This is a genomic window from Acidovorax sp. SRI_002 (assembly GCF_057586455.1).
Window position 1 is genome coordinate 17,442 of sequence record NZ_JBYCZW010000006.1, and the last position, 23,637, is coordinate 41,078.

General features: G+C 66.0%; 21 protein-coding genes and 1 tRNA gene. 11 read left to right on the plus strand and 11 right to left on the minus strand.

Annotation, left to right across the window (positions count from 1 at the left end; genetic code table 11):
• Window positions 1-17 precede the first annotated feature (17 nt).
• From AC2YJX_RS16990 to AC2YJX_RS17000, 3 genes are all read left to right on the plus strand, one after another.
• Window positions 18-701, plus strand: a complete 684-nt coding sequence (locus AC2YJX_RS16990; RefSeq protein ID WP_121422031.1) for a response regulator — start codon at window positions 18-20, stop codon at window positions 699-701.
• Between the two features lie 66 nt (window positions 702-767).
• Window positions 768-843, plus strand: a tRNA-Phe gene (locus AC2YJX_RS16995).
• A gap of 223 nt (window positions 844-1,066) precedes the next feature.
• The gene (locus AC2YJX_RS17000; RefSeq protein WP_487256735.1) at window positions 1,067-2,323 is read left to right on the plus strand and encodes an Hsp70 family protein; all 1,257 of its coding nucleotides are present in this window, start codon (window positions 1,067-1,069) and stop codon (window positions 2,321-2,323) included.
• A gap of 132 nt (window positions 2,324-2,455) precedes the next feature.
• Here AC2YJX_RS17000 and rsmI read toward each other — a convergent pair whose 3' ends face one another.
• Window positions 2,456-3,415 carry a 16S rRNA (cytidine(1402)-2'-O)-methyltransferase gene (gene rsmI / locus AC2YJX_RS17005; RefSeq protein WP_055398397.1) on the minus strand — a complete coding sequence of 320 codons (960 nt, stop codon included), beginning with the start codon at window positions 3,413-3,415 and terminating at the stop codon, window positions 2,456-2,458.
• On the opposite strand from rsmI, the gene AC2YJX_RS17010 reads away from it, so the two are divergent.
• The 3 genes from AC2YJX_RS17010 to AC2YJX_RS17020 all read left to right on the plus strand — a co-directional run bounded on the left by AC2YJX_RS17010 (window position 3,415) and on the right by AC2YJX_RS17020 (window position 5,196).
• Window positions 3,415-3,825, plus strand: coding sequence for a YraN family protein (locus AC2YJX_RS17010; RefSeq protein ID WP_487256736.1), 411 nt, complete (start codon window positions 3,415-3,417; stop codon window positions 3,823-3,825). The two genes, rsmI and AC2YJX_RS17010, sit on opposite strands and share 1 nt — an antisense overlap.
• A gap of 100 nt (window positions 3,826-3,925) precedes the next feature.
• Window positions 3,926-4,528 carry an SIS domain-containing protein gene (locus AC2YJX_RS17015; protein ID WP_121422035.1) on the plus strand — a complete coding sequence of 201 codons (603 nt, stop codon included), beginning with the start codon at window positions 3,926-3,928 and terminating at the stop codon, window positions 4,526-4,528.
• Entirely contained in the window at window positions 4,525-5,196 is a 672-nt protein-coding gene (locus AC2YJX_RS17020) for a BON domain-containing protein (protein WP_228897601.1), read from the plus strand. The genes AC2YJX_RS17015 and AC2YJX_RS17020 overlap by 4 nt, the downstream gene beginning before the upstream one ends.
• 223 nt (window positions 5,197-5,419) lie before the next feature.
• On the opposite strand, the gene AC2YJX_RS17025 is transcribed toward AC2YJX_RS17020, so the two are convergent.
• The 4 genes from AC2YJX_RS17025 to AC2YJX_RS17040 all read right to left on the minus strand — a co-directional run bounded on the left by AC2YJX_RS17025 (window position 5,420) and on the right by AC2YJX_RS17040 (window position 9,446).
• On the minus strand, window positions 5,420-6,334 hold the full coding sequence (locus AC2YJX_RS17025) for an NAD(P)-dependent oxidoreductase (RefSeq protein ID WP_487256737.1): 915 nt from the start codon (window positions 6,332-6,334) through the stop codon (window positions 5,420-5,422).
• 167 nt (window positions 6,335-6,501) lie between these two features.
• Window positions 6,502-7,638: a PilT/PilU family type 4a pilus ATPase gene (locus AC2YJX_RS17030; RefSeq protein WP_055398402.1), complete on the minus strand. Its 1,137-nt coding sequence runs from the start codon at window positions 7,636-7,638 to the stop codon at window positions 6,502-6,504.
• Window positions 7,639-7,699: 61 nt separating this feature from the next.
• Entirely contained in the window at window positions 7,700-8,335 is a 636-nt protein-coding gene (locus AC2YJX_RS17035) for a Crp/Fnr family transcriptional regulator (protein ID WP_487256738.1), read from the minus strand.
• A gap of 67 nt (window positions 8,336-8,402) precedes the next feature.
• Window positions 8,403-9,446 carry a type IV pilus twitching motility protein PilT gene (locus tag AC2YJX_RS17040; RefSeq protein ID WP_055398404.1) on the minus strand — a complete coding sequence of 348 codons (1,044 nt, stop codon included), beginning with the start codon at window positions 9,444-9,446 and terminating at the stop codon, window positions 8,403-8,405.
• Between the two features lie 37 nt (window positions 9,447-9,483).
• Here AC2YJX_RS17040 and AC2YJX_RS17045 point away from each other — a divergent pair, with 37 nt between their 5' ends.
• Window positions 9,484-10,203 carry a YggS family pyridoxal phosphate-dependent enzyme gene (locus AC2YJX_RS17045; RefSeq protein WP_487256739.1) on the plus strand — a complete coding sequence of 240 codons (720 nt, stop codon included), beginning with the start codon at window positions 9,484-9,486 and terminating at the stop codon, window positions 10,201-10,203.
• Window positions 10,204-10,209: 6 nt separating this feature from the next.
• Here the strand turns inward: AC2YJX_RS17045 and ltaE are convergent, their stop codons facing one another.
• The 3 genes from ltaE to AC2YJX_RS17060 form a co-directional block, all read right to left on the minus strand.
• Window positions 10,210-11,280, minus strand: a complete 1,071-nt coding sequence (gene ltaE, locus AC2YJX_RS17050; protein ID WP_487256740.1) for a low-specificity L-threonine aldolase — start codon at window positions 11,278-11,280, stop codon at window positions 10,210-10,212.
• A gap of 109 nt (window positions 11,281-11,389) precedes the next feature.
• Window positions 11,390-12,637 carry a branched-chain amino acid ABC transporter substrate-binding protein gene (locus AC2YJX_RS17055; RefSeq protein WP_487256741.1) on the minus strand — a complete coding sequence of 416 codons (1,248 nt, stop codon included), beginning with the start codon at window positions 12,635-12,637 and terminating at the stop codon, window positions 11,390-11,392.
• Between the two features lie 53 nt (window positions 12,638-12,690).
• The gene (locus AC2YJX_RS17060) at window positions 12,691-13,341 is read right to left on the minus strand and encodes a TetR/AcrR family transcriptional regulator (protein ID WP_063459232.1); all 651 of its coding nucleotides are present in this window, start codon (window positions 13,339-13,341) and stop codon (window positions 12,691-12,693) included.
• A 155-nt stretch (window positions 13,342-13,496) separates the two neighbouring features.
• Here AC2YJX_RS17060 and AC2YJX_RS17065 point away from each other — a divergent pair, with 155 nt between their 5' ends.
• On the plus strand, window positions 13,497-15,107 hold the full coding sequence (locus tag AC2YJX_RS17065; RefSeq protein WP_487256742.1) for an AMP-binding protein: 1,611 nt from the start codon (window positions 13,497-13,499) through the stop codon (window positions 15,105-15,107).
• Between the two features lie 87 nt (window positions 15,108-15,194).
• Complete coding sequence (locus AC2YJX_RS17070) at window positions 15,195-18,467, plus strand: acetyl-CoA carboxylase family protein (RefSeq protein WP_487256982.1); 3,273 nt, start codon at window positions 15,195-15,197, stop codon at window positions 18,465-18,467.
• Between the two features lie 28 nt (window positions 18,468-18,495).
• Here the strand turns inward: AC2YJX_RS17070 and AC2YJX_RS17075 are convergent, their stop codons facing one another.
• Window positions 18,496-19,107 (minus strand): LysE family translocator, encoded by a 612-nt coding sequence (locus AC2YJX_RS17075; RefSeq protein WP_487256743.1) that lies wholly within the window; start codon window positions 19,105-19,107, stop codon window positions 18,496-18,498.
• A 95-nt stretch (window positions 19,108-19,202) separates the two neighbouring features.
• Window positions 19,203-20,009 carry an AraC family transcriptional regulator gene (locus AC2YJX_RS17080; protein ID WP_487256744.1) on the minus strand — a complete coding sequence of 269 codons (807 nt, stop codon included), beginning with the start codon at window positions 20,007-20,009 and terminating at the stop codon, window positions 19,203-19,205.
• 90 nt (window positions 20,010-20,099) lie between these two features.
• Between AC2YJX_RS17080 and AC2YJX_RS17085 the strand changes: the two genes are divergently transcribed.
• Window positions 20,100-21,239 carry a pyridoxal-phosphate-dependent aminotransferase family protein gene (locus AC2YJX_RS17085; RefSeq protein WP_487256745.1) on the plus strand — a complete coding sequence of 380 codons (1,140 nt, stop codon included), beginning with the start codon at window positions 20,100-20,102 and terminating at the stop codon, window positions 21,237-21,239.
• Between the two features lie 33 nt (window positions 21,240-21,272).
• Window positions 21,273-22,568 (plus strand): DUF445 domain-containing protein, encoded by a 1,296-nt coding sequence (locus AC2YJX_RS17090; RefSeq protein WP_487256746.1) that lies wholly within the window; start codon window positions 21,273-21,275, stop codon window positions 22,566-22,568.
• 508 nt (window positions 22,569-23,076) lie between these two features.
• Here the strand turns inward: AC2YJX_RS17090 and AC2YJX_RS17095 are convergent.
• Entirely contained in the window at window positions 23,077-23,604 is a 528-nt protein-coding gene (locus AC2YJX_RS17095) for a hypothetical protein (RefSeq protein ID WP_218299048.1), read from the minus strand.
• Window positions 23,605-23,637 lie beyond the last annotated feature (33 nt).

Consider the following 23,637-nt stretch of genomic DNA (forward strand, 5'->3'; position numbering starts at 1 on the left):
AAGGCGCTTCAACACACATGGCAAACATTCTGGTGGTCGACGATGAGCTCGGCATTCGTGATCTGCTGTCGGAAATCCTGAACGACGAAGGTCACAGCGTAGACCTCGCAGAAAACGCCACCCAGGCGCGCACGGCCCGGGCAGGCAACACCTACGACCTCGTGCTGCTCGACATCTGGATGCCGGACACCGACGGGGTTTCGTTGCTCAAGGAATGGGCCACAGCGGGCGTGCTGACGATGCCCGTGATCATGATGAGTGGCCACGCCACCATCGACACCGCCGTAGAGGCCACCCGGATCGGCGCCTTCTCGTTTCTCGAAAAACCCATCACCCTGCAAAAGCTGCTCAAGGCGGTGGAGCAGGGCCTGGCACGCAATGCTGCCCACCAGTCCGCCCCGGTGGCTGCGGCCCCAGCGCCCGTCCATACCCCGGCCGACCCCACGTTTTCGCAACTGCCTGCTGTGTCGGCCATCATGGCTGGCGTCGAGGCTGGCCCGCACGCGCACCAGGGGTTTGACCTGGACCGCCCCCTGCGCGAAGCGCGCGATGGGTTTGAAAAAGCCTATTTCGAATTCCACTTGGCCCGCGAAGGCGGTTCCATGACGCGCGTGGCCGAAAAGACGGGCCTTGAGCGCACGCACCTTTATCGCAAGCTGCGTCAGCTGGGGGTCGATCTCGGCCGGGGCAAACGCGGGTAGGCCTGCAAGAAATTATTGGCGGTTTCGCCAAAACGGCCTTTTTTTCTGGTTATAATTTGAGGCTCAGGCCCGGTAGCTCAGTCGGTAGAGCAGAGGATTGAAAATCCTTGTGTCGGTGGTTCGATTCCGCCCCAGGCCACCAAACAAAAGCCCTTGATTTTTGCTAATCAAGGGCTTTTTCCATTCTGCATGCGGCGTCCACGGCGCTGGGTCGTGCTTCGGAGAGGCGTTGGACGGGTCTCCTGTCGCGCCACCAAGCTGCCCAGAGCATTCTTCTCGCCGCAGCACCGCATCCGATGTTTGCGTTCACCGAGGCTGTGGCCGGTGTGCGTTGAACACTTCCTCATCGCTTCGACACTTCACCCATGCCCCTCCTGAAGGACACCACCCTCGGTATCGACTTTGGCACTTCCAACTCCGCGATGGCAGTGCGCCAGGGGGCGGGGTTGGCGCGGATGATTGCGCTGGAAGGGAGTGCGCACACACTGCCCACCGCACTGTTCTTCAACGCAGAGGATCACCGCACGCACTTTGGTCGCGATGCCGTGGGCCAGTATCTGGCAGGCACCGAGGGGCGCCTGATGCGGTCGCTCAAGAGCCTGCTCGGCAGTGCGCTGCTGCAGGACAAGACGGCGGTGCACAACAAGATGGTGAGCTACCAGGACATCATCAGCCTCTTCTTGCGCATGTTGGTGCAAAAGGCGCGCGATGAGCTGGGCGGCATGCCTGCCCGGGTGGTGATGGGGCGGCCGGTGCATTTTGTGGATGGGGATGCCGACCGCGATCAGCAGGCGGAAGATGCGTTGCGCCAGGCTGCGCTGGATGCGGGGTTTGCCGAGGTGTCGTTCCAGCTGGAGCCGATTGCCGCAGCGCTGGACTACGAACAGCGCATCGCGCACGAGTCGCTGGTGTTGGTGGTGGACATTGGCGGCGGTACCTCGGACTTCACGGTGGTGCGGCTGGGGCCGGAGCGCATGGCGCGTGCCGCGCGTGGCAGTGATGTGCTGGCCACCACCGGCGTGCACGTGGGCGGCACCGACTTTGACCGGCGGCTGAGCCTGGACCTGTTGATGCCCTTGCTAGGGTTTCGGCACACCGGGCCCACGGGGCGCGAGGTGCCCAGCCGGGTGTTTTTTGACCTGTCCACCTGGCACCTGATCCAGTGGCTGTACTCGCCGCGTGCACTGCGCGATGCGCAGAACCTGCGCACCGACTATTCCGATGCGCGGCTGCACGCGCGGCTCATGCGGGTGCTGCACGAGCGCCTGGGGCACCGCATGGCCAACACGGTGGAGCAGGCCAAGATTGCGGCCTCGTTGGCCGATGCCGAAGCGCCCATGCCGCTGGACTGGATCGAGGCCGGGCTCGGTGCCGCCGTGACACCGGAGGGACTGGCGCAGTCCCTGTTGCAGCCCCTCGAACAGGTGGTCGCCTGCGCGCAGGAATGTGTGCAGCTGGCGGGCTTGGGTGTGCAGGGGCTGGATGCGATCTATCTCACCGGGGGCTCGTCGGCCCTGCGGCCGCTGCGGCAGGCGCTCAAAGCGGCGTTTCCCGACACTCCCCAGGTGGAAGGCGATTTGTTTGGCGGGGTGGCGGCCGGGTTGGCGGTGTCAGGGCGATAGATCCGGAGGGGGCGGCGGCACCAGGGCCGGTGGTGGATTCGCTGTGGCGGATGAAATGCTATTAAAAATATAGCTATCAGCGCTTGTCCATAAAGCGCTAGGTGCCAATTTGGCCTGAAATCCGAGGTGCTATCAGCTCCCGGCGTCGCCTGCTTCGTCCTCATCTTCCCCGCTCGCGCCGCTGCGCTTCCACGCCAGGGCTGTGTCGTACAGCACATTGCGCGATGCACCCGTGATCTCGGCAGCCAGGCGCACGGCGGTTTTCAGCGGCAGCTCCTGCACCAGCAGGCGCAACACCCGCAGGCTGGCGCCATCGTCGCTGGCCACCGCCACCGGGTGCAGCAGCACCACAAACTCGCCGCGCGAGCGCTGGGGTGCGCCGTCCAGCCAGGCTGTCAGCTCCCGGGCGGGCCGCGTGGTCACTTCCTCGAACTGCTTGGTCAGCTCCCGTGCCAGCGTTACCGGACGATCACCCAGCACCGCCAGGGCCTGGGCCAGCTCGTTGATGCGGTGGGGAGCTTCAAGCAGGACCACGCAGCGCGGCTCCGGGGCCAGCTGCTGCGCAATCACCGTGGCGCGTTCCGCGTTCTTGACGGGCAGGAAGCCCGCAAACACGAAGCCGCCATGTTCAGTGCTGTGGGCCACGGCACCCGCCACGCTCAGCGCTGTGGTGATGCTGCTGGCGCCCGGCAGGGGCACGGCCCGCAGGCCGGCCGCCTGCACGGCGGCCACGAGCCGGGCGCCAGGATCACTCACGCCGGGCGTGCCAGCGTCACTCACATACACCACGCGCTGGCCCAGCTGCAGCCGCTGCACCACGTTCTGCGCGGCCTCGGCCTCGTTGTGCTGGTGCACGGCCAGCAGCTGGGCGGCACCCTTGTCGATGCCGTAGGCGCGCAGCATGGACTGCGTGTGGCGCGTGTCTTCGCAGGCCACGGTGTCGGCCATTTGCAGCACGTGCAGCGCGCGCAGGGTGATGTCGGCCAGATTGCCGATGGGCGTGGCCACCACGTACAAGGCGCCCTCGGGATAATGCTGCGCAGCCGCCGCTTCGCGCGCGGCGCCCTGGGCTGAAGCGAAAGATGCGCTCAATGAAATTCCTTGGAAAGAGAAAACCGGCGGGGGGCTCTGGCCCGGCTGCCCCTGCCGCCACCACGCGCGAACGCGGCAATGTGGCGGAGGACCAGGCCTTGGCCCATCTGCAGGCGGCTGGCCTGCAACTGGTGGTGCGCAATTATCGGACGCCCGGACGCGGCGGTGGCGAGATTGATCTGGTCATGCGCGAGCGCGACGGCACGCTGGTGTTTGTCGAAGTGCGCAGCCGGGCGGGCAGTGCGTTTGGCGGCGCGGGGGCCAGCATCGGTGCCACCAAGCAGCAGCGCATCATTTTTGCGGCCCGGCAGTACCTGCTGCGCCTGCCATCGCCGCCGCCCTGCCGTTTTGATGTGGTGCTGGTCGAGGCTTCGGTGCAGTGGCTCAAGGCTGCCTTTGATGCGCAGTGACCCCATCCGTTCCCTGTCCCCCATTCGGGCTCCAACGCAATGCCAGTGACTACGGTTTGCTACAAAAGCTGTAACACGCGGCGGGTATCATCGAGCCCTCATGCTTGAGCAACGCATCCAACAGCATTTCATCGACAGCGCCGACCTGAAGTACCAGGCGGCGCAGGTTTTGAGCCATCCCATCGCCGCCGCCGTGCAGGCCGTCCTGGCCTGTGTGACCAGCGGCGGCAAGGTGCTGGCCTGTGGCAACGGCCCCTCGGCCGCCGAGGCGCAGCAGTTCGCTGCGTTTTGCGTGGCGGGTTTCGAGCGCGAACGCCCCGAGCTGGCAGCGCTGGCCCTGACCTCCGACAGCACGCTGCTGACGGCCGCCACAGGAGGCAGTCACGACGCCGCCCAGCAGTTTGCCCGCCAGGTGCGTGCGCTGGGCCAGGCCGGTGACGTGCTGCTGGCCCTGTCGGTGTCCGGCAACGACGCCAACCTGCTGGCCGCTGCCGAAGCCGCCCACGAGCGCGACATGACCGTGGTGGTGCTGACCGGCCGCACCGGCGGCAAGCTTGCCGCCATGCTGCGCGAAACCGACGTGTTGATCAGCGTGCCCCACGACCGCGCAGCGCGCGTGCGCGAAGTCCATGCCCTGGTGCTGCATTGCCTGAGCGATGGTGTGGACGCCCAGTTACTTGGTGAACAGGAGAATCCGCTATGAAGCAAACAACCATGAACCGTACCCAGCGCACGGTGTGCACCGTGCTGGCCGCTGCCGCCCTCGCTGCAGGCCTGTCGGCCTGCGCGCCGCTGATCGTCGGGGGCGCCGTGGTGGGTGGCGTGATGGCCGTGGACCGCCGCACGGCGGGCACCCAGATCGAGGATGAAGGCATCGAACTGCGCGCGGCCAACCGTATCCGCGAGACGTTTGGCGACCGCGTGCACGTGAACGTGACGAGCTACAACCGCCAGGCCCTGCTGACGGGCGAAGTCCCTAATACGCAGGAGCGCCAGGCCGTCGAGCAATTGGTGTCGCAGGTGGAGAACGTGCGCTCGGTGGTGAACGACCTGACCATCACCACCTTCTCCAGCACCCTGAGCCAGCGTTCCAACGACACCTTCATCACCGGCAAGGTGCGGGCCAGCCTGGTGGACGCGCAGGACATCTCGGCCAATTCCTTCAAGGTGGTGACCGAGCGCAACGTTGTCTATCTGATGGGCCGCGTGTCGCAGCGCGAAGCCAACCGCGCCACCGAGATTGCGCGCGGGGTGAGCGGCGTGAGCAAGGTGGTGCGTGTGTTCGAGATTGTCTCGGAAGAAGAACTGCGCCGCATCGCTCCGCAACCTGCACCCGTCACCACGGATGACACCAAGCCCTCTGGGGGCTGAAGGCCGTTTAGCAGGCTTGGCGGCCAGCACAGCCAACCACCCGTGCAGCAAAAATCCCGGCCCGCATCCTGCGGCCCGGGATTTTTTCTTGGGGATTTTGCCCCGCGCGCTGCGGCGTGAAACCGGCGCTGCACAAGCCAGCGCGCCCGTGGAACCGGCTTTGCCGGGCCACCGGGTGCGTCCCCCCTCAGGGGGGAAGGCGCGAAGCGACTCAGGGGGGAGCCTATTTCAACCGCTGGATGAGGGACGATGTATCCCAGCGGTTGCCCCCCATTTTCTGCACATCGGCATAAAACTGGTCCACCAGGGCCGTCACCGGCACGCGTGAACCGTTGCGCTTGGCCTCATCGAGCACCAGGCCCAGGTCCTTGCGCATCCAGTCCACGGCAAAGCCAAAGTCGAACTTGCCGTCCACCATGGTCTTGCCACGGTTGTCCATCTGCCAGCTTTGGGCGGCGCCTTTGCCGATCACGTCGAGGACCTGTTTCATGTCCAGCCCCGCGTTCTGGCCAAAGGCCACGGCCTCGGACAGGGCCTGCACCAGCCCGGCAATACAGATCTGGTTGACCATCTTGGCCAGCTGGCCCGAGCCACTGGCACCCAGCAGCGTGAAGGCACGCGAGAACGCCATGGCCACGGGTTGGGCTGCCTCGAAGGCTGCGGCATCGCCGCCGCACATCACGGTGAGCAGGCCGTTCTGCGCGCCAGCCTGGCCGCCCGACACGGGGGCATCCACAAACTGCAGGCCCAACGCCTGGGCGGCTGCGTACAGCTCGCGCGCCACCTCGGCCGATGCCGTGGTGTGGTCCACAAAAATCGCACCCGGCTTCATGCCCGCAAAGGCGCCGTCCGCTCCCAGCGTCACAGAGCGCAGGTCATCGTCGTTGCCCACGCAGCAGAACACGATGTCCGCGCCCGCAGCGGCTTCGCGCGGCGTTGCAGCATGTTTTGGCGCCTTGGCGCTTGCATACTCTGCGCACCAAGCTATTGATTTGGTAGCGGTCCGGTTGTAAACCGTCACCTCATGCCCGGCCAGTGCAAGGTGTCCGGCCATCGGGTAGCCCATCACACCCAAGCACAGAAAGGCGACCTTGCGGGAAGGGGTGGCGTCGTAGTTGCGGGGGTTGGTGCTTGGCATGGAAATGGTTCTTGTGAGAAAAGGCCGCCATGTCGACGGCGTTTGAAACTGGTGCGGCCTGGGCCAGCGGACGCCGTGGAACTGGCTTTGCCAGGCCACTGGCGTCGTCCCCCTTCCCGCGCGCCGCGCGAGAGAAGGGAGAAGCGGCGCAGCCGCTCAGGGGTTTGTCACACGATCGCGAAATGCTCGGTACCCGAGGCCAGGTCTGGCGACTTGGCGCGCTGGCTGTTGAGCTTGATCTGCAGGCGCAGGTCATTGAGCGAGTCGGCGTTGCGCAGCGCGTCTTCGTAGCTGATCACGTTGGCCTCGTACAGGTCGAACAGCGCCTGGTCAAAGGTCTGCATGCCCAGGTTGCGGCTCTTTTTCATGATCTCCTTGATCTCGGAGACATCGCCCTTGAAGATCAGGTCGGAGATCAGCGGCGTGTTCAGCATGATCTCCACCGCAGCCGCACGGCCCTTGCCGTCCTGCTTGGGGATCAGGCGCTGCGAGACCATAGCGCGCAGGTTCAGTGACAAATCCATCAGCAGCTGCGCGCGGCGCTCTTCAGGGAAGAAGTTGATGATGCGGTCCAGCGCCTGGTTGGCGCTGTTGGCGTGCAGCGTGGCCAGGCACAGGTGGCCGGTTTCGGCAAAGGCCACGGCATGTTCCATGGTCTCGCGGTCGCGGATTTCGCCCATCAGGATCACGTCGGGCGCCTGGCGCAGCGTGTTCTTGAGGGCCGCTTCCCAGCTGTCGGTGTCCAGCCCCACTTCGCGCTGCGTGACCACGCAGTTCTTGTGTGGGTGCACGAATTCCACCGGGTCTTCCACCGTGATGATGTGGCCGAACGAGTTCTCGTTGCGCCAGTCCACCATGGCGGCCAGCGTGGTCGATTTACCCGAGCCCGTGGCACCCACCAGGATGCACAGGCCGCGCTTGGTCATCGTCACTTCCTTGAGCACCTGCGGCACGCCCAGGCCGTCGATGGTGGGCAGCGTGAGCGGAATCGTCCGCATCACCATGCCCACATGCCCCTGCTGGATGAAGGCGTTGACGCGAAAGCGGCCGATACCGGAGGGCGAGATCGCGAAGTTGCACTCCTTGGTGCGTTCAAAGTCGGCCACCTGCTTGTCGCTCATGATGGCGCGCGCCAGCGTGAGCGTATGGTTGGGGGAGAGCGGCTGGGGCGACACCTTGGTCACCTTGCCATCCACCTTGATGGCGGGTGGAAAGTCTGCGGTGATGAACAAGTCGCTGCCGTTGCGGCCCACCATCAACTTGAGCAGGTCATTGATAAATTTACTGGCCTGATCGCGTTCCATCAGAAGTTCTCCCGGGGCTGTTCGTCGGCTGGACGATCATTGATCTTGTCTTGACGCATCATTACTTGTGGTTGTCGCTCAGGCGCGCACTCACCACACGCAGGCGCAGCGACAGCTTGCGGGCCAGCAGTGCAATCAGGCTGGCTGCAAGCTGCGGGTCCTTGGTCATCATGTCGTCCATGGCTTCGGCGCTCAGCACGGCGATCTCGCAGTCAGTGAGCGTGGTGCAGGCCGAAAAGCGGATGCCGCTGTCGAGCAGCGACATCTCGCCCAGGATGTCACCGGGCCGCGTCTCGGCCAGGCGCAATTGCTCGCCCCAGGGCTGCACACGGTCCACGGCGATGGTGCCCGTGAGCAGCACCACCATGAAATTGCCGTACTCGTCCTGGCGGATCACATCGCGGTTGGACGGGATGGCCGCAAATTCGAAGAAGCGCTCCATGCGCTCCACGGCGTCCTTGTCCAGGTGCGCCATGTATTTGTCTTTGGCCCACAGACCTTGCAGCAGCTTGCCGCCTCGGCTGGTGGGCAGGCGTTTGGCGCCTACTTCCACGGCACGTGCCTCCCAGGGCACCAGCATCGAATCGTCTACGCCCTGGCCTGCAAAGGCCGTGGAGAACAGCACGGAATCCGTGTGGTCTTCCGCAGGCTTGCCGCCCCGGGTTTTTATTTTCAGAAGGCTCAGAATGCCTTTCATATCGGGCTCCGGTATGCGGCGCCTGCAGGGGCCGCAAAGTCGTTCATGGGTGTGTGCTGCGGGGGGCTCAGCCAGGGAAGTTCTCGGGGATCTTGGCCTTGCTGCGGGCCTCGGCCGGGCTGATGATGTTGCGGCGCACGAGGTCGGTGAGGTTCTGGTCCAGCGTCTGCATGCCCACGCTGTTGCTGGTCTGGATGGTGGAGTACATCTGCGCCACCTTGGCCTCGCGAATCAGGTTGCGGATGGCGCTGGTGCCCAGCATGATCTCGTGCGCGGCCACGCGGCCCGAGCCATCCTTGGTTTTGCACAGTGTCTGCGAGATCACGGCCTGCAGCGATTCGGACAACATCGCACGCACCATTTCCTTTTCTTCGGCCGGGAACACGTCGATGATCCGGTCAATCGTCTTGGCAGCGCTGGAGGTGTGCAGTGTGCCAAACACCAAGTGGCCCGTTTCCGCCGCCGTCATGGCCAGGCGGATGGTTTCGAGGTCGCGCATTTCACCCACCAGAATGGCGTCTGGGTCTTCGCGCAGTGCGGACTTCAGCGCGGCAGCGAACGACAGCGTCATCGGCCCCACTTCGCGCTGGTTGATCAGGCACTTCTTGGATTCGTGCACGAACTCGATCGGGTCTTCCACCGTGAGGATGTGGCCGTATTCGGTTTCGTTGAGGTAGTTGACCATGGCGGCCAGCGTGGTGGATTTGCCCGAGCCCGTAGGCCCGGTCACCAGCACCAGGCCGCGCGGCTTGAGGGCCAGGTCGCCGAAGATCTTGGGTGCGTTGAGCTGCTCCAGCGTCAGGATCTTGCTTGGAATCGTCCGGAACACGGCGGCGGCGCCCCGGTTCTGGTTGAAGGCGTTGACGCGAAAACGTGCCAGGCCTTCGATTTCAAAAGAGAAGTCGACTTCCAGAAACTCTTCATACGTCTTGCGCTGCGCGTCGCTCATGATGTCGTACACCATGGCATGCACCGTCTTGTGGTCCAGCGCATCGACGTTGATGCGCCGCACATCGCCGTGGACCCGGATCATGGGCGGCAGGCCTGCGGAGAGGTGCAGGTCGGAGGCCTTGTTCTTGACGCTGAACGCGAGCAGTTGGGTAATGTCCACGGAATCCCTCTATCGTTTGGTACGCTTGCCAAACATTATGACCACGATTGCTAACAACCTCCAACAGGTTCTGGGCAGGATGGCGCAGGCGTGCAAAGCCGCCGGGCGCGATCCGGCCAGCGTTTCCTTGCTGGCCGTTTCCAAGACCTTTGGCGCCGATGCGGTGCTGGAGGCCGTGGCCGCCGGCCAGCGCGACTTCGGCGAAAACTACATCCAGGAAGGCGTGGACAAGATTGCGGCTGTGCGCGCCGCCTTGCCCGATGTGGCGCTGCAGTGGCACTGCATAGGCCCCATTCAGAGCAACAAGACCCGCCTGGTGGCCGAGCACTTTGGCTGGGTGCATACGGTGGACCGGCTCAAGATCGCCGAGCGCCTGTCGGCCCAGCGGCCCGATCACCTGCCGCCGCTGCAGATATGTATCCAGGTCAATATCGATGGAGGCCCCACCAAGTCAGGTGTGGCTCCTGCTGAAACGCTGGAGTTGGTGCGGGCTGTCGCAAAACTGCCACGGCTGGTGGTGCGGGGGCTCATGAGCATTCCGGACCATGCTCCTGAATTTGAAGCGCAACTGGCAATCCACACCAGCGCCAAGAGGCTTTTTGACCAAATATCTGCCTTGGGCGGACCGGGCCTGGGGAAGTTCGACACCCTGTCCCTGGGCATGACGGCTGATCTGGAGGCCGCCATCCGGGCGGGCAGCACGCTGGTGCGCGTGGGCACCGGCGTGTTTGGTGGACGGACCTACCCCGCCGCCTGAGCGGGCTCAGCCCGGCAGCGTGAAGCGCGCCACGCAATCCAGCGCTGCCGTCACATCCTCCTCGCTCACATCCAGGTGCGTCACCCAGCGCAGCCGGGTGGCGCCGCCATACAGGCTGCTGGTGACGCGCACGCCGTGCTGCGCCAGCCAGGCGGTGAAGGCTAGGGCCACCTCTGCGTGCAGGTCGGTGAAGAGGATGTTGGTCTGCCACGGCAGCACGGTGAGCTTGCCCTGCAGCACAGGGTGGCTGCGGTTGGCTTCAGCCAGCCCTTGCGCCAGCCGGTCCAGGCGGGCGTGGTCTTCCGCCAGGCGCCGCACATGGTGCTGCAGCGCGTAGTGGCCGGCAGCCGCCAGCACACCCGCCTGCCGCATGCCGCCGCCCAAAATCTTGCGGGTGCGGCGCGCCTGCCGGATGAAGTCGCGCGAGCCCAGCACCAGCGAGCCCACGGGCGCGCCCAGGCCCTTGCTCAGGCACAGCGATGTGGAATCAAAGTGGCTGCACAGCGCGCGCGCTTCCGCATACACATCGGTGCCGTTGCGCGCGGCATTGGCCGTGGCAGCGTTGAACATGCGTGCGCCGTCCAGGTGCATTGCCAGCCCCCGGCTGCGCGCCAGCTGTGCCACCTCGGCGATGTAGGCGGGGGGCAACACCTGGCCGCCGGTCGTGTTCTCCAGCACCACCAGGCGGGTGCGGGCAAAGTGCGGGTCGTCGGGCTTGATCGCGGCGGCGATGTCGGCCAGACGCAGGGTGCCGTCAGGCTGCGTTTCCACGGGCTGGGGCTGGATGGAGCCCAGCACCGCCATGCCACCCGCCTCCCAGCGGTAGGTGTGCCAGCTCTGGCCCACGATGGCCTCGTCGCCGCGCTGGCAGTGGCCCCACAGTGCGATCAGGTTGGTCTGCGTGCCCGAGGGGGCGAACAGCGCAGCCTCGAAACCCAGCAGCTCGGCGGCATGTTCCTGCAGTGCGTTCACTGAAGGGTCGTCGGCAAACACATCGTCGCCCAGCGGGGCCTTGAACATGGCCTCGCGCATGGCGGGCGTGGGCTGGGTGACGGTGTCGCTGCGAAAGTCGGGCATGGGCGCGGTCCTTGTGGGTCGGGTCAATGAATGCAATGACCGGCCATGGTAGCGGCGGCCTGTGGCGGTTGCCGCTGTGGGGATTTCGGCGCCCTTCGGCGCCGTGGCATCAAGGCCGCGTCATCTTGCACTCGGTGCCTTGGGCTATTTCATTGCCGGTGTAGGCGGCATCGGTGCGAAAGCCATAGTTCGTGCCTTCCCAGCCCACCTTCACGGCCTTGCCGTCCACCGGCGCGATGGTGTTGACCACCTGGGGTAGCAGCAGCTGGTGGTCTTCGCCGCGCATGCGCACCGGGCCCACCACCGAATCAATCGTCAGGTCTTCCAGCGCGCGAGCCACCTTCACCGGGTCGGTGGACTGGGCCTTGTTGATGGCGGCGGCGAGGAAGCGCGGCGTCATCTCGATGCGCGGCGCGAGGAAGTCCTTGCCCGTCTTGGTCTTGTAGGTCTTGGCCAGCGCGTCCACCTTGGGGGTGTCGGCCTGTCCGGGGTGCCATTCGGCCACCCAGGTCAGCTGGCCTTGCTTGGCCTGCGATACCGCCAGCACCGTGCCGGGGATGGAGCCCGCGCTGTGGTTGAAGTAGCGCAGGTTGTAGCCCGCGTCACCCGCCGCCTTGAGCAGCAGCGTCATGTCCTGCCCCCAGTTGCCGGTGATGACCGAGTCGGCCTCCGTGCTCTTGACCTTGGCGAGGTAGGGTGCAAAGTCCTTCACGCGGCCGATGGGGTGCAGCGCCTCGCCCACAAACTGGATGTCGGGCCGCGCCAGGCCCACCATCTCGCGGCCATAGTGCGCCCACTGCTTGCCATGGGCGTAGTCCTGGTTCAGCAGGTAGACCTTCTTGATGTCCGGCTGCTTCTTGATGTAGTTGGCAATCGCCTTCATCTTCATGGCCGTGTTGGCCTCGAACTGGAAGTGCCAGAAGTTGCACGCCTTGCCCGTCAGCTCGGGGTCGATGGAGGAGTGGTTCAGCACCAGGATCTCCTTGCCCGGGTTGCGCTGGTTGTGGCGCGCCGCTGCTTGTACCAGCGCCGTGACCACCGATGAGCCCGAGCCGCCCGTCACGATGGCCTTGGCCCCCTGGTCAATGGCGGCCTGCAGCGCGCTCTGGCTCTCTTGCGCCGAGAGCTTGCTGTCGAACTGCAGCAGCTGCAGCTTGGTGCCCTTGAGCACGCCGCCCTTGGCGTTGATGTCCTCGATGGCGTACTGCGTGTGGGTGAGCATCAGCTCACCCACGTTGGCGAACGGGCCCGACAGCGGGTCGATGTAGGCGACCTTGAAGGTCTCCTGCGCGCTGGCGGCCGGGCCGATGAGTAGTGCCGCCGCAGCGGCCAGGGGGGTGAGGAACACGGTTTTCATGGGTTTTGTCTCCGGTGGTTGTTGTGCTTGGTGTAGGGGTGCTGCGGTGCGCGTCAGGCTGGGTTGCGCTTGCGGGTTCGCCGCAGCCCCAGCACACGCCAGGCCAGCTGCGCCAGCTCCTGCGCCACCTCGTCTTGCGACAGGCGGCCGTCAGGGCGGTACCAGTTGTAGAGAAAGCCGGGCAGGCTGCATGCGGCCAGCGCGGTGATCTTGGTGTCGTTGAACTCGAACATGCCGTCGTCGCGGCCCTGTTCGAGCAGCGCGCACAGCCGGTCGTAGAAGTGGTTCGCCAGATCCTTTTGCGCCGCCAGGTACTCGGGCCGGTAGACCTGCGGTTCGCGGTACGGGAAGAACGCCGATGGGTGGTGCTCCAGCGTGGCGCGGATCAGCCGCTCGATGCCTTCCGTCACCTTCACATGGGCAGGCCGGTCATCGTCCGCCGCAAAGTCCATCGCAGTGAAACACGCCACGGCAGGCGCCCACGACAGCGTCTCGAAGATCTCCTGCTTGTTGCGAAAGTAGTAGTACACAAAGGGCTTGGTCACGCCCAGCTGCTGCACGATCTGCTCGATGGTGGTATTGGCGTAGCCCTGCGCATCGAACAGCGCCTCGGCTGCGCGCAGGATGCGCTCGCGCTTTTCGTCCGACCCGGCCGTGGCGGCCTTCTGGCGGCCGCTGGCCTGCACGGGGGGCTGCTGGTTCATCGGTGTCCTTTGCGCGACGTTGAAGTTATACCCATGGGTAGCATTGTTCTACCGAGCGGTATATATTGGCAAGACGCTGGCGGGTGAGGGCGCTCAGAGAAAACCCTGAGTGGCCGCCAAGAACCAGCGATTCCAGACACCTCGGAGACAACGCCATGCCTTCTGCCGCACCGCAGCTGCCGCTGCACGAACACCTGCGCCGCCACGCGCGCGAAACGCCCGACCGCATCGCCTACCTCTGGTACGGCCAGCCCCTCACGTGGGCGCAGCTCGACGCCGCTAGTGATGCATTTGCCGCGCGCCTGCAGGCGCTGGGTGTGGCCAAGGGCGAGCCCGTGGCACTGTTCATGAACAACTGCCCGCAGTACGTGATGGCGCACTACGGCATCCAGAAGATCGGCGCCATCGTCTGCCCTTGCGGGCCGCTGAACAAGGAGCATGAGCTGGAGTACCAGCTCACCGACTTGCAGGCGCGCGTGATCGTCGCGGCCGATGTGCTGCTGCCCGTGGTGGACAAGGTGCGCGCCAAGACCGCGCTGCAGCAGGTGTTTGTGGTGCGCTATGCCGAACTGCTGCCCGAGGGCGAGCCCAGCATCGACGTACCCGCCGAGCTGCTGGCCATGCGCGCCGCCATGGCGCCGGTGCCTGCGGGCTGCGAAGACTTCCTGGCCGCCACCCGCACGGGCGCACGGCCTGCGCCAGTGACCTTGTCGATGGACGACATCTCGCTCATGACCTACACCTCGGGCACCACCGGGTTACCGAAGGGCGCCATGCTGAGCTATGGCAATGCCACGTTCAAGACCGCTGCATCGGCCGACTGCAACGGCATGACGCCGCACGAAACGCTGCTGGCCGTGGCGCCGCTGTACCACATTGCCGGCATGGTGATGGGCGTGAACCTGCCCGTCTATACCGGCGCCACCGCCGTGCTGCTGTACCGTTTTGACCCACTGGGCGTGGCCCAGGCGCTGGAGCGCCACCGCGTGACCTGGTGGTACAGCATCGCGCCCATGAACGGCGCGCTCATGCAGGTGCCCGGCGCACGCGACATGGACTGGAGCGCGCTGCGCCGCAACCCGGTCACGAGCTTCGGCATCACCTTCACCGAGGCGCTGGCCCAGCAGTGGCAGCAGTTCGCGCCGAACTGCATTGCGCACGAGGCGGCCTATGGCCTGTCGGAAACCCACACCGTGGACACTGCCATGCCGGTGGACGCGATCCGCTGGGGCACCCAGGGCAAGCCCGTGCCGGGCAACACCCTGCGCATCGTCGACCCCGACACCGGCGCGCCCCTGCCCGTTGGCGAGGTCGGCGAGATCACCATCCACGGCCCCGGCAACTTCAAGGGTTACTGGAACAAGCCCGAGGCCACGGCCAAGACCCTGCGTGACGGCTGGGTCTACACCGGCGACATGGGCCAAATCGATGCGGACGGCTACCTCACCTTCATCGGCCGTTTCAAGGAAATGATCAAGGTGTCGGGCTACAGCGTGTTCCCCGAAGAGGTCGAGACCCTGCTCATCAAACACCCCGCCGTGGCCCAGGCCGCTGTGATTGGCGTGCCCGATGCGGAAAAGGGCGAGGTGGTGCGCGCCTTCATCGTCAAGAAGCCCGGCCAGGATGTGGACGCCGCTGACCTTGTGGCCTGGTGCCGCGAGAACATGGCGCCCTACAAGGCCCCGCGCGAGGTGCGTTTCATCGACGCACTGCCCGCCACCGGTGCTGGCAAAGTGCTGCGCCGCCTACTTCGGGATATTGCTTGATTGAATGAGAAATTGGCTGCTGGCGCCTGATGAGTATGCGCTGGTAGCTATACAAAACATAGCGACTGCCCCATGCCATCTTCTGTTCTGTTCACCAAAGTGCTGGTTGCCAATCGGGGCGAAATCGCACTGCGCACCGTGCGCGCCCTGCACGACCTGGGCATCACCAGCGTGGCCGTGTATGCCGACGATGACGCCGCCAGCCCCCATGTGCACGCAGCCAGTGCGGCCGTGGCGCTGGGCGCGACCGGCCCGGCGGCGTACCTGGACGGTGCGCGCCTCATTGCCATTGCCCAGGCGCAGGGCTGCGATGCCGTGCACCCGGGCTACGGCTTCTTGAGCGAGCGCGCCGACTTCGCCTGCGCGTGCGCCGACGCCGGGTTGCGCTTCATCGGCCCCACGCCTGCGCAGCTCGCGTTGTTCGGCGACAAGGCGCAGGCCCGTGCGCTGGCGCAGCAGCAGGGCGTGCCGCTCATGCCCGGCACGCAGGCGGCGGTGACGCTGCAGGAGGCGCAGGCCTTCTTTGCGCAGCACGCCCACGCCGGCATCGTGATCAAGGCCATCGGTGGCGGCGGCGGGCGGGGCATGCGCGCGGTGGCGTCGGCCGATGACTTGCCCGCTGCTTACGCGCGCTGCCGCAGCGAGGCGCAGGCCGCCTTTGGTGTGGACGGCGTGTACGTGGAGCGCCTGATGGGCAACGCCCGCCACATCGAGGTGCAGGTGGTGGGCGATGGGCGCGAGGTGATCGCTCTGGGCGAGCGCGAATGTACGCTGCAGCGGCGCTTTCAGAAGGTGGTGGAGATCGCGCCTAGCCCTTCGTTGCCCGCAGCGCTGCGCGAGCGCATCACCACCGCCGCACTGTCCATGGCGCGGGCGGTGCAGTACGAAGGCCTGGGCACCTTCGAGTTTCTGGTGGACTTGGCGTCGAACGACCTGCCGTTTGTGTTCATCGAATGCAACCCACGCCTGCAGGTGGAGCACACCATCACCGAAGAAGTGACCGGCGTGGACCTGGTGCAGGCGCAGATTGCGCTGGCCGCGGGCCGCACGTTGCAGGACATCGGCCTCGACCCTTCCGCACCGCCTGCCGTGTTGGGCTTTGCCGTGCAGTGGCGCATCAACGCCGAGACGCTGGACGCGCAGGGCAACGCCACCCCAGGCAGCGGCACGCTCAGCCGCTTTGACCTGCCCGCAGGCCCCGGAGTGCGCGTGGACACGCACGGCGCAGCAGGCGCCACGCCGTCGCCGCACTACGACACGCTGCTGGCCAAGCTCATCGTGCACACGCGCAGCCCGCACTTTGCGGATGCGCTGCGCCGCTCGCAGCGCGCGCTGGCCGAGTGCCGCATCGAGGGCGTGGCCACCAACCTCGCGCTGCTGCAGGCGCTGGCAACACGGCCCGAGATGGAGAGCCAGCAGGTGCACACGCGCTGGCTGGAATCCGTGTTACCTGAATTGCTGGGTGCTTCCAAAAACATAGCTGCCAGCGCTTATCCATCAAGCGCTAGCGGCCAAAAATACTCAAATTTCTCAATGCCTGCACCCGAAGGTGCCGTGCTGGCCCCCATGCCCGCCCGCCTGGTGCAGCTGAGCGTGGCCGAGGGCGACGTGGTCGCTGCCGGCGCCGAGCTGGCCGTGCTCGAATCCATGAAGATGGAGCACGTGCTGCTGGCCCCACACGCGGGCCGCGTCGGCGCGCTGCTGGCCGTGGCCGGTGGCTACGTCGTGCAGGGGCAGCCGCTGCTGGTGCTGGACGCGGTGGATGATGCGGCCGATGTCGAAGTGCAGGGCAGCGCTGCGCACGACCCCGACCACATCCGCGCCGACCTGCAACGCGTGATCGACCGCCACGCCTTCACGCTCGACGCGGCGCGCCCCGACGCCATGGCCAAGCGCCACGCGCAAGGTGGCCGCTCCGCGCGCGAGAACATTGCCGACCTGTGCGATGACGGCAGCTTCATCGAATATGGCGCCCTCGCCATCGCCGCGCAGGCGCGCCGCCGCAGCAAGGAGGACCTCATCGCCAACACGCCCGCCGATGGGATGGTCACGGGCATTGGCGGCATCAACGGCGCACTGTTTGGCGACGAGAAGTCCCGCGCCGTGGTCATGTCGTACGACGCCACAGTGCTCGCGGGCACCCAGGGCGCACGCAACCACGCCAAGACCGACCGCATGCTCGGCATCGCGCTGGCGCAGAAGCTGCCGGTGGTGCTGTTCGCCGAGGGCGGCGGCGGGCGCCCGGGCGACACCGACATGCCCGTGGTGGCGGGGCTGCATGTGCACACCTTCGCCAGCTACGCGGCGCTGTCGGGCCAGGTGCCGGTGATCGGCATTGCCGCAGGCCGCTGCTTTGCGGGCAACGCGGCGCTGCTGGGCTGCAGCGACGTCATCATTGCCACACGCGCCAGCAACATCGGCATGGGCGGCCCGGCCATGATCGAAGGCGGCGGGCTGGGCATCTTCAAGCCCGAGCAGATCGGCCCGAGCCGCGTGCAGCATGCCAACGGCGTGATCGACGTGCTGGTCGATGACGAGGCCGGGGCGGTGCAGGCCGCGCGCCACTACCTGTCGTTCTTCCAGGGCCGCACATCGCAGTGGTCTGCACCCGACCAGCGCCTGCTGCGCGCCGTGGTGCCCGAGAACCGCCTGCGGGTGTACGACACCCGCACGGCGATGGCCGGCCTGGTGGACGAGGGCAGCCTGTTGCTGCTGCGCACCGGCTTCGGTGCGGGCATCCACACCGCACTCGCGCGCATCGAAGGCCGCCCCGTGGGCCTGCTGGCCAACAACCCGCAACACCTGGGTGGCGCCATCGACGCCGATGCGGCCGACAAGGGCGCGCGCTTCATGCAGCTGTGCAACGCGCATGGTCTGCCCATCGTGAGCCTGGTGGACACGCCCGGCTTCATGGTCGGCCCCGAGGTCGAAGCCACGGCCCAGGTGCGCCACGTGAGCCGCCTGTTCGTCACCGCCGCCAGCCTGCGCGTACCCACCTTCAGCGTGGTGCTGCGCAAGGGTTACGGCCTGGGCGCCATGGGCATGACGGCCGGGGGCTTCCATGCGCCCGTGTTCACTGTCGCCTGGCCCACGGGCGAGTTCGGCGCCATGGGGCTCGAAGGCGCCGTGCGCCTGGGCTTTCGCAAGGAGCTGGAGGCGCTGCCCGAGGGCGCCGAGCGCGACGCGCTGTTTGCCAAGCTGCTGGCCAAGTCCTACGCCAACGGCGAGGCGATGCACATGGCCGCCACGCTGGAGATCGATGCGGTGATCGACCCGGCGGACACGCGGGCCTGGCTGGCGCGGGGGTTGGCATCGGCGCAGGTGGCGCCGCTGGGTCCACGTTGCATCGATACCTGGTGAAGCAGCACGGCACCTGACACGGTGGTGCCTATCGGTGCATCAGGGCGAGCTTTGCGCCGAGCCCGACAAACGCGGCCGCAAAGCCGCGGCGCAGCCACACCAGCGTGCCGGGGCGCTGCAGCACCTGGTCACGAAACCGGGCGGCAAAGACGCCATAGCCCAAGAACACCACAAAGGTCATGGCCATGAAGACCAGCGAGAGCTGGACCATGCGCCACGCGGGCTGCGCTTCACCCGGTGCGATGAACTGCGGCAGAAAGGTGAGGAAGAACAGCGACAGCTTGGGGTTGAGCAGGTTGATCAGCATGGCTTCCGCGATACGCCCGCCGGCTGTGCGTGCGGGTGCGTCAGTGCGAACCTCCAGTGTGGCGGGCGAGCGCCACGTGGCCCAGCCCATGTAGACCAGGTAGGCGACCCCCGCGTAGCGCAGGACTTCGAATGCCGTAGCGCTGGCGTTGAGAAGTGCGGCCAGCCCGGTGATCGCCGCCAGCAGGTGCGGCACGATGCCGAGCGTGCAGCCCAGCGCCGTCACGGCGGCGGCCCGCGCGCCGCCCGAGAGCCCGGCCGCCACGGTCAGCAGGGTTCCTGGCCCCGGCGAGACGACCACGATGAGAGAGGTGATGAGGAATTCGATGCCCATGGCGAGAGGCCGCGCGGCGGCGTGAAGTGGCGATGCCCGCAGCATCCGCCAACCCCCGCACAACGGTCTTGAACGAAATTGCAGGGGCCGGGCTGTCAGCTGCGTGCGCGAACGTAGGCGCCTGGTGTGATGCCAAAGCTGCGCGTGAACAGGCGCGTCAGGTGGCTTTGGTCGGCAAAGCCACTCGCTGCGGCGACATCAGCCAGGGGCGTGCCCTCACCCATCAGATGGCGCGCAAGCTGCAGTCGGCGCTGCAGCAGGTAGGCGTGTGGCGTGAGGCCCGTGGCCTGGGCAAATTGGCGCACGAGCTGGTAGCGGCTCAAACTTGCTGCATCGGCCAGTTGCGCGAGGCTCCAGGGTGCGGTGGGATCGTCGTCCATCATGGTGCGAGCCCTGGTGATGGACGCGGCGGATTGTTGGTGGCCCTTCGGTCGCAGCAGGCCGCCCAGCACCTGCAACAAGCATTCCTCCACATGCAGCGCTGCGGCCGAGTGGTTGAGGCGGTGGGTGGCCGCGTCGAACAGCGCCAGTACCTGGGCCGCCAGCCGCGCATCGCGCATCGTCGGAGCATGGAATTCGAAAGCGGAGCCGAGCGGGCCCGGATGCACCTCTGCCGCCAATGGCGCCACCAGGGCAGGCTCCAGGTAGAGCATGCGCCAGGCGCGTCCACGCTCGTCCAGCGGCATGCCATCGTGGACTTCGCCGGGGTTGACCGTGATGGTGTCGCCTGGGCCCGATTCCACAATCCCCCGGCCGCTGGCCGATTTCTGCGCACCCCGTTCGATCACGCCGAGGCCGAACTGCAAGTGCATGTGCCTGCCGAAGACGAGGCGGGAGTCGGCCTGCATCGCTTCGATGCCGGGCAGTGCGGTGGGCAGGAATCGGAAGGGTTTTTGCTGCATGGCGCGCGGCCTTGGGGTGGCGCGGGGCCATGATAAGCTGACCTGATCGTCCCTTTTTCGTACCCCAGTTTCACACGCGGAGACTCCCCTATGCCCGGCCTTTTGCCCGATATCGACCCCGATGGTTTGCTCGAATTTTCGGTGGTCTACACCGACCGCGCGCTCAACCACATGTCCAAGCGCTTCACCGGCGTGGTGCAGGACATCCTAGGCACGCTCAAAGAGGTCTACCATGCCCACACCGCCGTGCTGGTGCCCGGCAGCGGCACCTTCGGCATGGAGGCCGTGGCCCGCCAGTTCGCCAACCGCGAGAAGGTGCTCATCGTGCGCAACGGCTGGTTCAGCTACCGCTGGACGCAGATCTTTGATGCCGACAAGGGCCTGGGCGGTGGTTCCGTGGTGTGCAAGGCGCGCCAGCAGGGCAGTGGCCCGCAGGCGCCCTGGGCACCATGCCCCGCTGAGGAAGTCGCCGCTACCATCCGCGCAGAAAAGCCCAAGGTGGTGTTTGCGCCCCATGTGGAAACGGCCAGCGGCATCATCCTTTCGGACGACTACATCCGCACGCTGACGGCGGCTGCGCATGAGGTGGGCGCGCTGTTTGTGCTGGACTGCGTGGCGTCGGGCGCGATGTGGGTGGACATGCAGGCCACGGGCGTGGATGTGCTCATCAGCGCGCCGCAAAAGGGCTGGAGCGGATCGCCCTGCTGCGCCATGGTGATGCTGTCCGAGCGTGCGCGCGAAGCCATCGAGGGCACCACCAGCAGCAGCTTCTCGTGCGACCTCAAGAAGTGGATGCAGATTGCCGAGGGCTACGAAAAGGGCCAGCACGCGTACCACACCACCATGCCCACGGATGCGCTGGTGCGCCTGCGCGAGGTGATGGCCGAGACGCGTGAATATGGATTTGCCAAGGTGCGTGACGAGCAGATCGAATTGGGCGCCAAGGTGCGGGCGCTGCTCGAATCGCGCGGCTTCCCCAGCGTGGCGGCCGACGGCTTCAAGGCGCCCGGCGTGGTGGTGAGCTACACCACCGACCCCGGCATCCAGAACGGCAAGAAGTTCATGGAAGTGGGCCTGCAGACGGCTGCGGGTGTGCCGCTGCAGTGCGATGAGGGGCCGGACTTCAAGACCTTCCGCATCGGCCTGTTTGGCCTGGAGAAGTGGCACAACGTGGACCGCACGGTGGGCCATCTGTCGAAGGCGCTGGACCAGATTGCGGCGGCTGCCTGACACATTGGGGTCGAGGTCGGCGGGCGTGCCCGGATGAACGCCGAGACTGAAAGCGCAACCCTCGCCTTGCGCCGGGCCAAGCGCCAGGCACTGGGCCTGTTGTTGCTCGTGACGGCCGTGTTCATCGCCACCAGTGTGGTCGAACGCGGCCTGCTGCTCAACTGCGTGAAAGCCATGGCCGAGGCCGCCATGGTGGGTGCGCTGGCCGACTGGTTTGCGGTGGTGGCGCTGTTCCGGCGCCCGCTGGGCCTGCCCATTCCGCACACGGCGGTCATTGCGCGCAACCAGGCGCGCATCGGCCGCAACCTGGCCACCTTTGTGCGCGACAAGTTCCTGGATGTGCCCTCGCTGGTGTCTCTGATCCGCCGGCACGACGCCGCCGAGCGGCTGGCGCAGTGGCTGACTGCCCCCGGCAACGCCGCGCTGCTGGGCCACCAGGCCACGCGCCTGGCATCGGCTGCGCTGGAGACGGTGCAAGACGCGCAGGTGGAGCGCTTCATCCACAAGGCCGCGCGTGCCTTGATCGGGCAGGTGGATATGTCGCGTGCCCTGGCGGCAGTGCTCGACACCCTCACGCACAACGGCCGCCACCAGGCGCTGCTGGACGACGTGCTGGCCAAGCTCATCGAACTGCTGCAGAACGAGCAAACCCGTACCTGGGTCGCGCAGTCCATCGTGGCCTGGCTTAAGAAGGACCACCCGCGCACCGAGAAGTTGCTGCCCAGCGACTGGCTGGGCGACAAGGGCTCGGCCCTGCTGGCCCGCGCGCTGGAGAGCCTGATGGCCGATGTGGCCGCCAACCCGCAGCACGCACTGCGTGCGCAGTTTGATGTGGCGGTGCAGCGCTTTATCGAGCGCCTGCGCAGCGACCCGGAATGGGAGCGCAAGGGCGAGGAGATCCGCTCCTGGCTGCAGACCGACGCCACGGTGGCAGGTTATGTGCAGACCTTGTGGCTGGATCTGCGCGGCGCTCTGCAACGCGACCTGGCCGATGCCGATTCGGTGCTGGCGCGGCAGGTGGGCAAGCTGGGGCTATGGTTGGGCGAGTCGCTGGCGGGGGACGCGGCGTTGCGGCAGTCGTTCAATGACCGGCTGGAGCGGTGGGTGGAGGGGCTGGCGCCGGATGTGTCGGCGTTCATTGCGCAGCACATCGAGGACACCGTGCGGCGGTGGGATACGGAAGAGATGACGCAGCTGGTCGAGCTGAACATTGGCAAGGATTTGCAGTACATCCGTATCAACGGCACGGTGGTGGGTGGGTTGATTGGGCTGGTGCTGTTTGCGGTGTCGCACGCGGGGGAGATTTGGCGGGCGGTGGTGGGCAGTTGACCACTCGTTCGGGCTGAGCCTGTCGAAGCCAGGGCGTGCTGGTTAGAAAAGCATGCTTGTGTTGAGTGCGGAAGCCGGGACTCGCCCCGGCGGGCGAGGTACTTGTTCTTTGCTTCGCCAAAGAAAAGTACCCAAAAGAAAGGCGACCCCCAGTCTGCGACCCCTTCGCTGTGCGAAGGGGCAAACCTGCGTCGGGGCGGCTGCGGGGTGCGCCGTGGAACTCGCTTTGCTGCTGCGCAGCGCCGCTCGGACAACCACGGCGAGTCAGTTCACGAGGCATGCGCGCTCCGACGCGCATGCCCACCCCGCAACCGCCCCGCCGCAGGCGCAGCCAGCAGGGGGCGAACAGCCACACTGGCCATTGCTTCGCTCGGCCTCGCGGTCGCGGCGCGAAGCGCCCGTGTTTGTTCTGACTGCTACCGACCAAGGGCAGCTGGCGCAATTGAGAAAAGCAACCACTACGTGGAGGAACCCCTTACCAGGGCACCTCCAGTGATCGATCTGAATCTCAGCTCTTGCGCTTTGCTTTGAGAGACGCCGTTTTGCGCCAGGTGTCACCCTGATCAAGACTCATGGAGCTTTCCCAGGAGAAGGAGTCTGGAGTGATCTCGAAGAAGCGGATTTTTGTGAGCACACGGTGCCCGTTAGGTAGGGTGGCGATGGCATCAAGGAGCATTTCGCCGTCCCTCCATATCCCATGCCACTCAGTAGGGACTGCTGGTTGAAGTGCCTGTAGTCCGACGATCTCCCAACGCTTTGTAGTTTCAGAATATGTTCGCAGGGTGACGAATGATGAGACTGGCGCGCCAGTCGGACCAAGCGCCTTGAAATCGTCCATGATCATCCTGCCCTCATTCAGATGAACGGCATTCCACAAGGCCGAGTAGTTGAGCGCAGGAGTTCCATCCTCCTTGTATCGCGTCGCCTCGACATTCCAATGGCCAATGAGGAAATCAAACTCCTTTGCTTCGGGTGCCGGGCCTTGAAGATAGCGCAGCACTTCTGGTGGCACGTTTTGAACTTGTGGATTGGTCATTGGAGGAAGTTGGTAGTGTGATGGAGTAAGGCC

Excerpts from the sequence above, each read along its gene's own strand:
- ltaE (WP_487256740.1), bottom strand. The coding sequence starts at position 11,280 with ATGCCCGACTTTCGCAGCGACACCGTCACCCAGCCCACGCCCGCCATG.
- AC2YJX_RS17090 (WP_487256746.1), top strand. The coding sequence starts at position 21,273 with ATGAACGCCGAGACTGAAAGCGCAACCCTCGCCTTGCGCCGGGCCAAG.
- AC2YJX_RS17045 (WP_487256739.1), top strand. The coding sequence starts at position 9,484 with ATGACCACGATTGCTAACAACCTCCAACAGGTTCTGGGCAGGATGGCG.
- AC2YJX_RS17000 (WP_487256735.1), top strand. The coding sequence starts at position 1,067 with ATGCCCCTCCTGAAGGACACCACCCTCGGTATCGACTTTGGCACTTCC.
- AC2YJX_RS17085 (WP_487256745.1), top strand. The coding sequence starts at position 20,100 with ATGCCCGGCCTTTTGCCCGATATCGACCCCGATGGTTTGCTCGAATTT.
- AC2YJX_RS17065 (WP_487256742.1), top strand. The coding sequence starts at position 13,497 with ATGCCTTCTGCCGCACCGCAGCTGCCGCTGCACGAACACCTGCGCCGC.
- AC2YJX_RS17055 (WP_487256741.1), bottom strand. The coding sequence starts at position 12,637 with ATGAAAACCGTGTTCCTCACCCCCCTGGCCGCTGCGGCGGCACTACTC.
- AC2YJX_RS17060 (WP_063459232.1), bottom strand. The coding sequence starts at position 13,341 with ATGAACCAGCAGCCCCCCGTGCAGGCCAGCGGCCGCCAGAAGGCCGCC.
- AC2YJX_RS17020 (WP_228897601.1), top strand. The coding sequence starts at position 4,525 with ATGAAGCAAACAACCATGAACCGTACCCAGCGCACGGTGTGCACCGTG.
- AC2YJX_RS16990 (WP_121422031.1), top strand. The coding sequence starts at position 18 with ATGGCAAACATTCTGGTGGTCGACGATGAGCTCGGCATTCGTGATCTG.
- AC2YJX_RS17015 (WP_121422035.1), top strand. The coding sequence starts at position 3,926 with ATGCTTGAGCAACGCATCCAACAGCATTTCATCGACAGCGCCGACCTG.
- AC2YJX_RS17095 (WP_218299048.1), bottom strand. The coding sequence starts at position 23,604 with ATGACCAATCCACAAGTTCAAAACGTGCCACCAGAAGTGCTGCGCTAT.
- AC2YJX_RS17010 (WP_487256736.1), top strand. The coding sequence starts at position 3,415 with ATGAAATTCCTTGGAAAGAGAAAACCGGCGGGGGGCTCTGGCCCGGCT.
- AC2YJX_RS17035 (WP_487256738.1), bottom strand. The coding sequence starts at position 8,335 with ATGAAAGGCATTCTGAGCCTTCTGAAAATAAAAACCCGGGGCGGCAAG.
- AC2YJX_RS17030 (WP_055398402.1), bottom strand. The coding sequence starts at position 7,638 with ATGGAACGCGATCAGGCCAGTAAATTTATCAATGACCTGCTCAAGTTG.
- AC2YJX_RS17025 (WP_487256737.1), bottom strand. The coding sequence starts at position 6,334 with ATGCCAAGCACCAACCCCCGCAACTACGACGCCACCCCTTCCCGCAAG.
- AC2YJX_RS17080 (WP_487256744.1), bottom strand. The coding sequence starts at position 20,009 with ATGCAGCAAAAACCCTTCCGATTCCTGCCCACCGCACTGCCCGGCATC.
- AC2YJX_RS17075 (WP_487256743.1), bottom strand. The coding sequence starts at position 19,107 with ATGGGCATCGAATTCCTCATCACCTCTCTCATCGTGGTCGTCTCGCCG.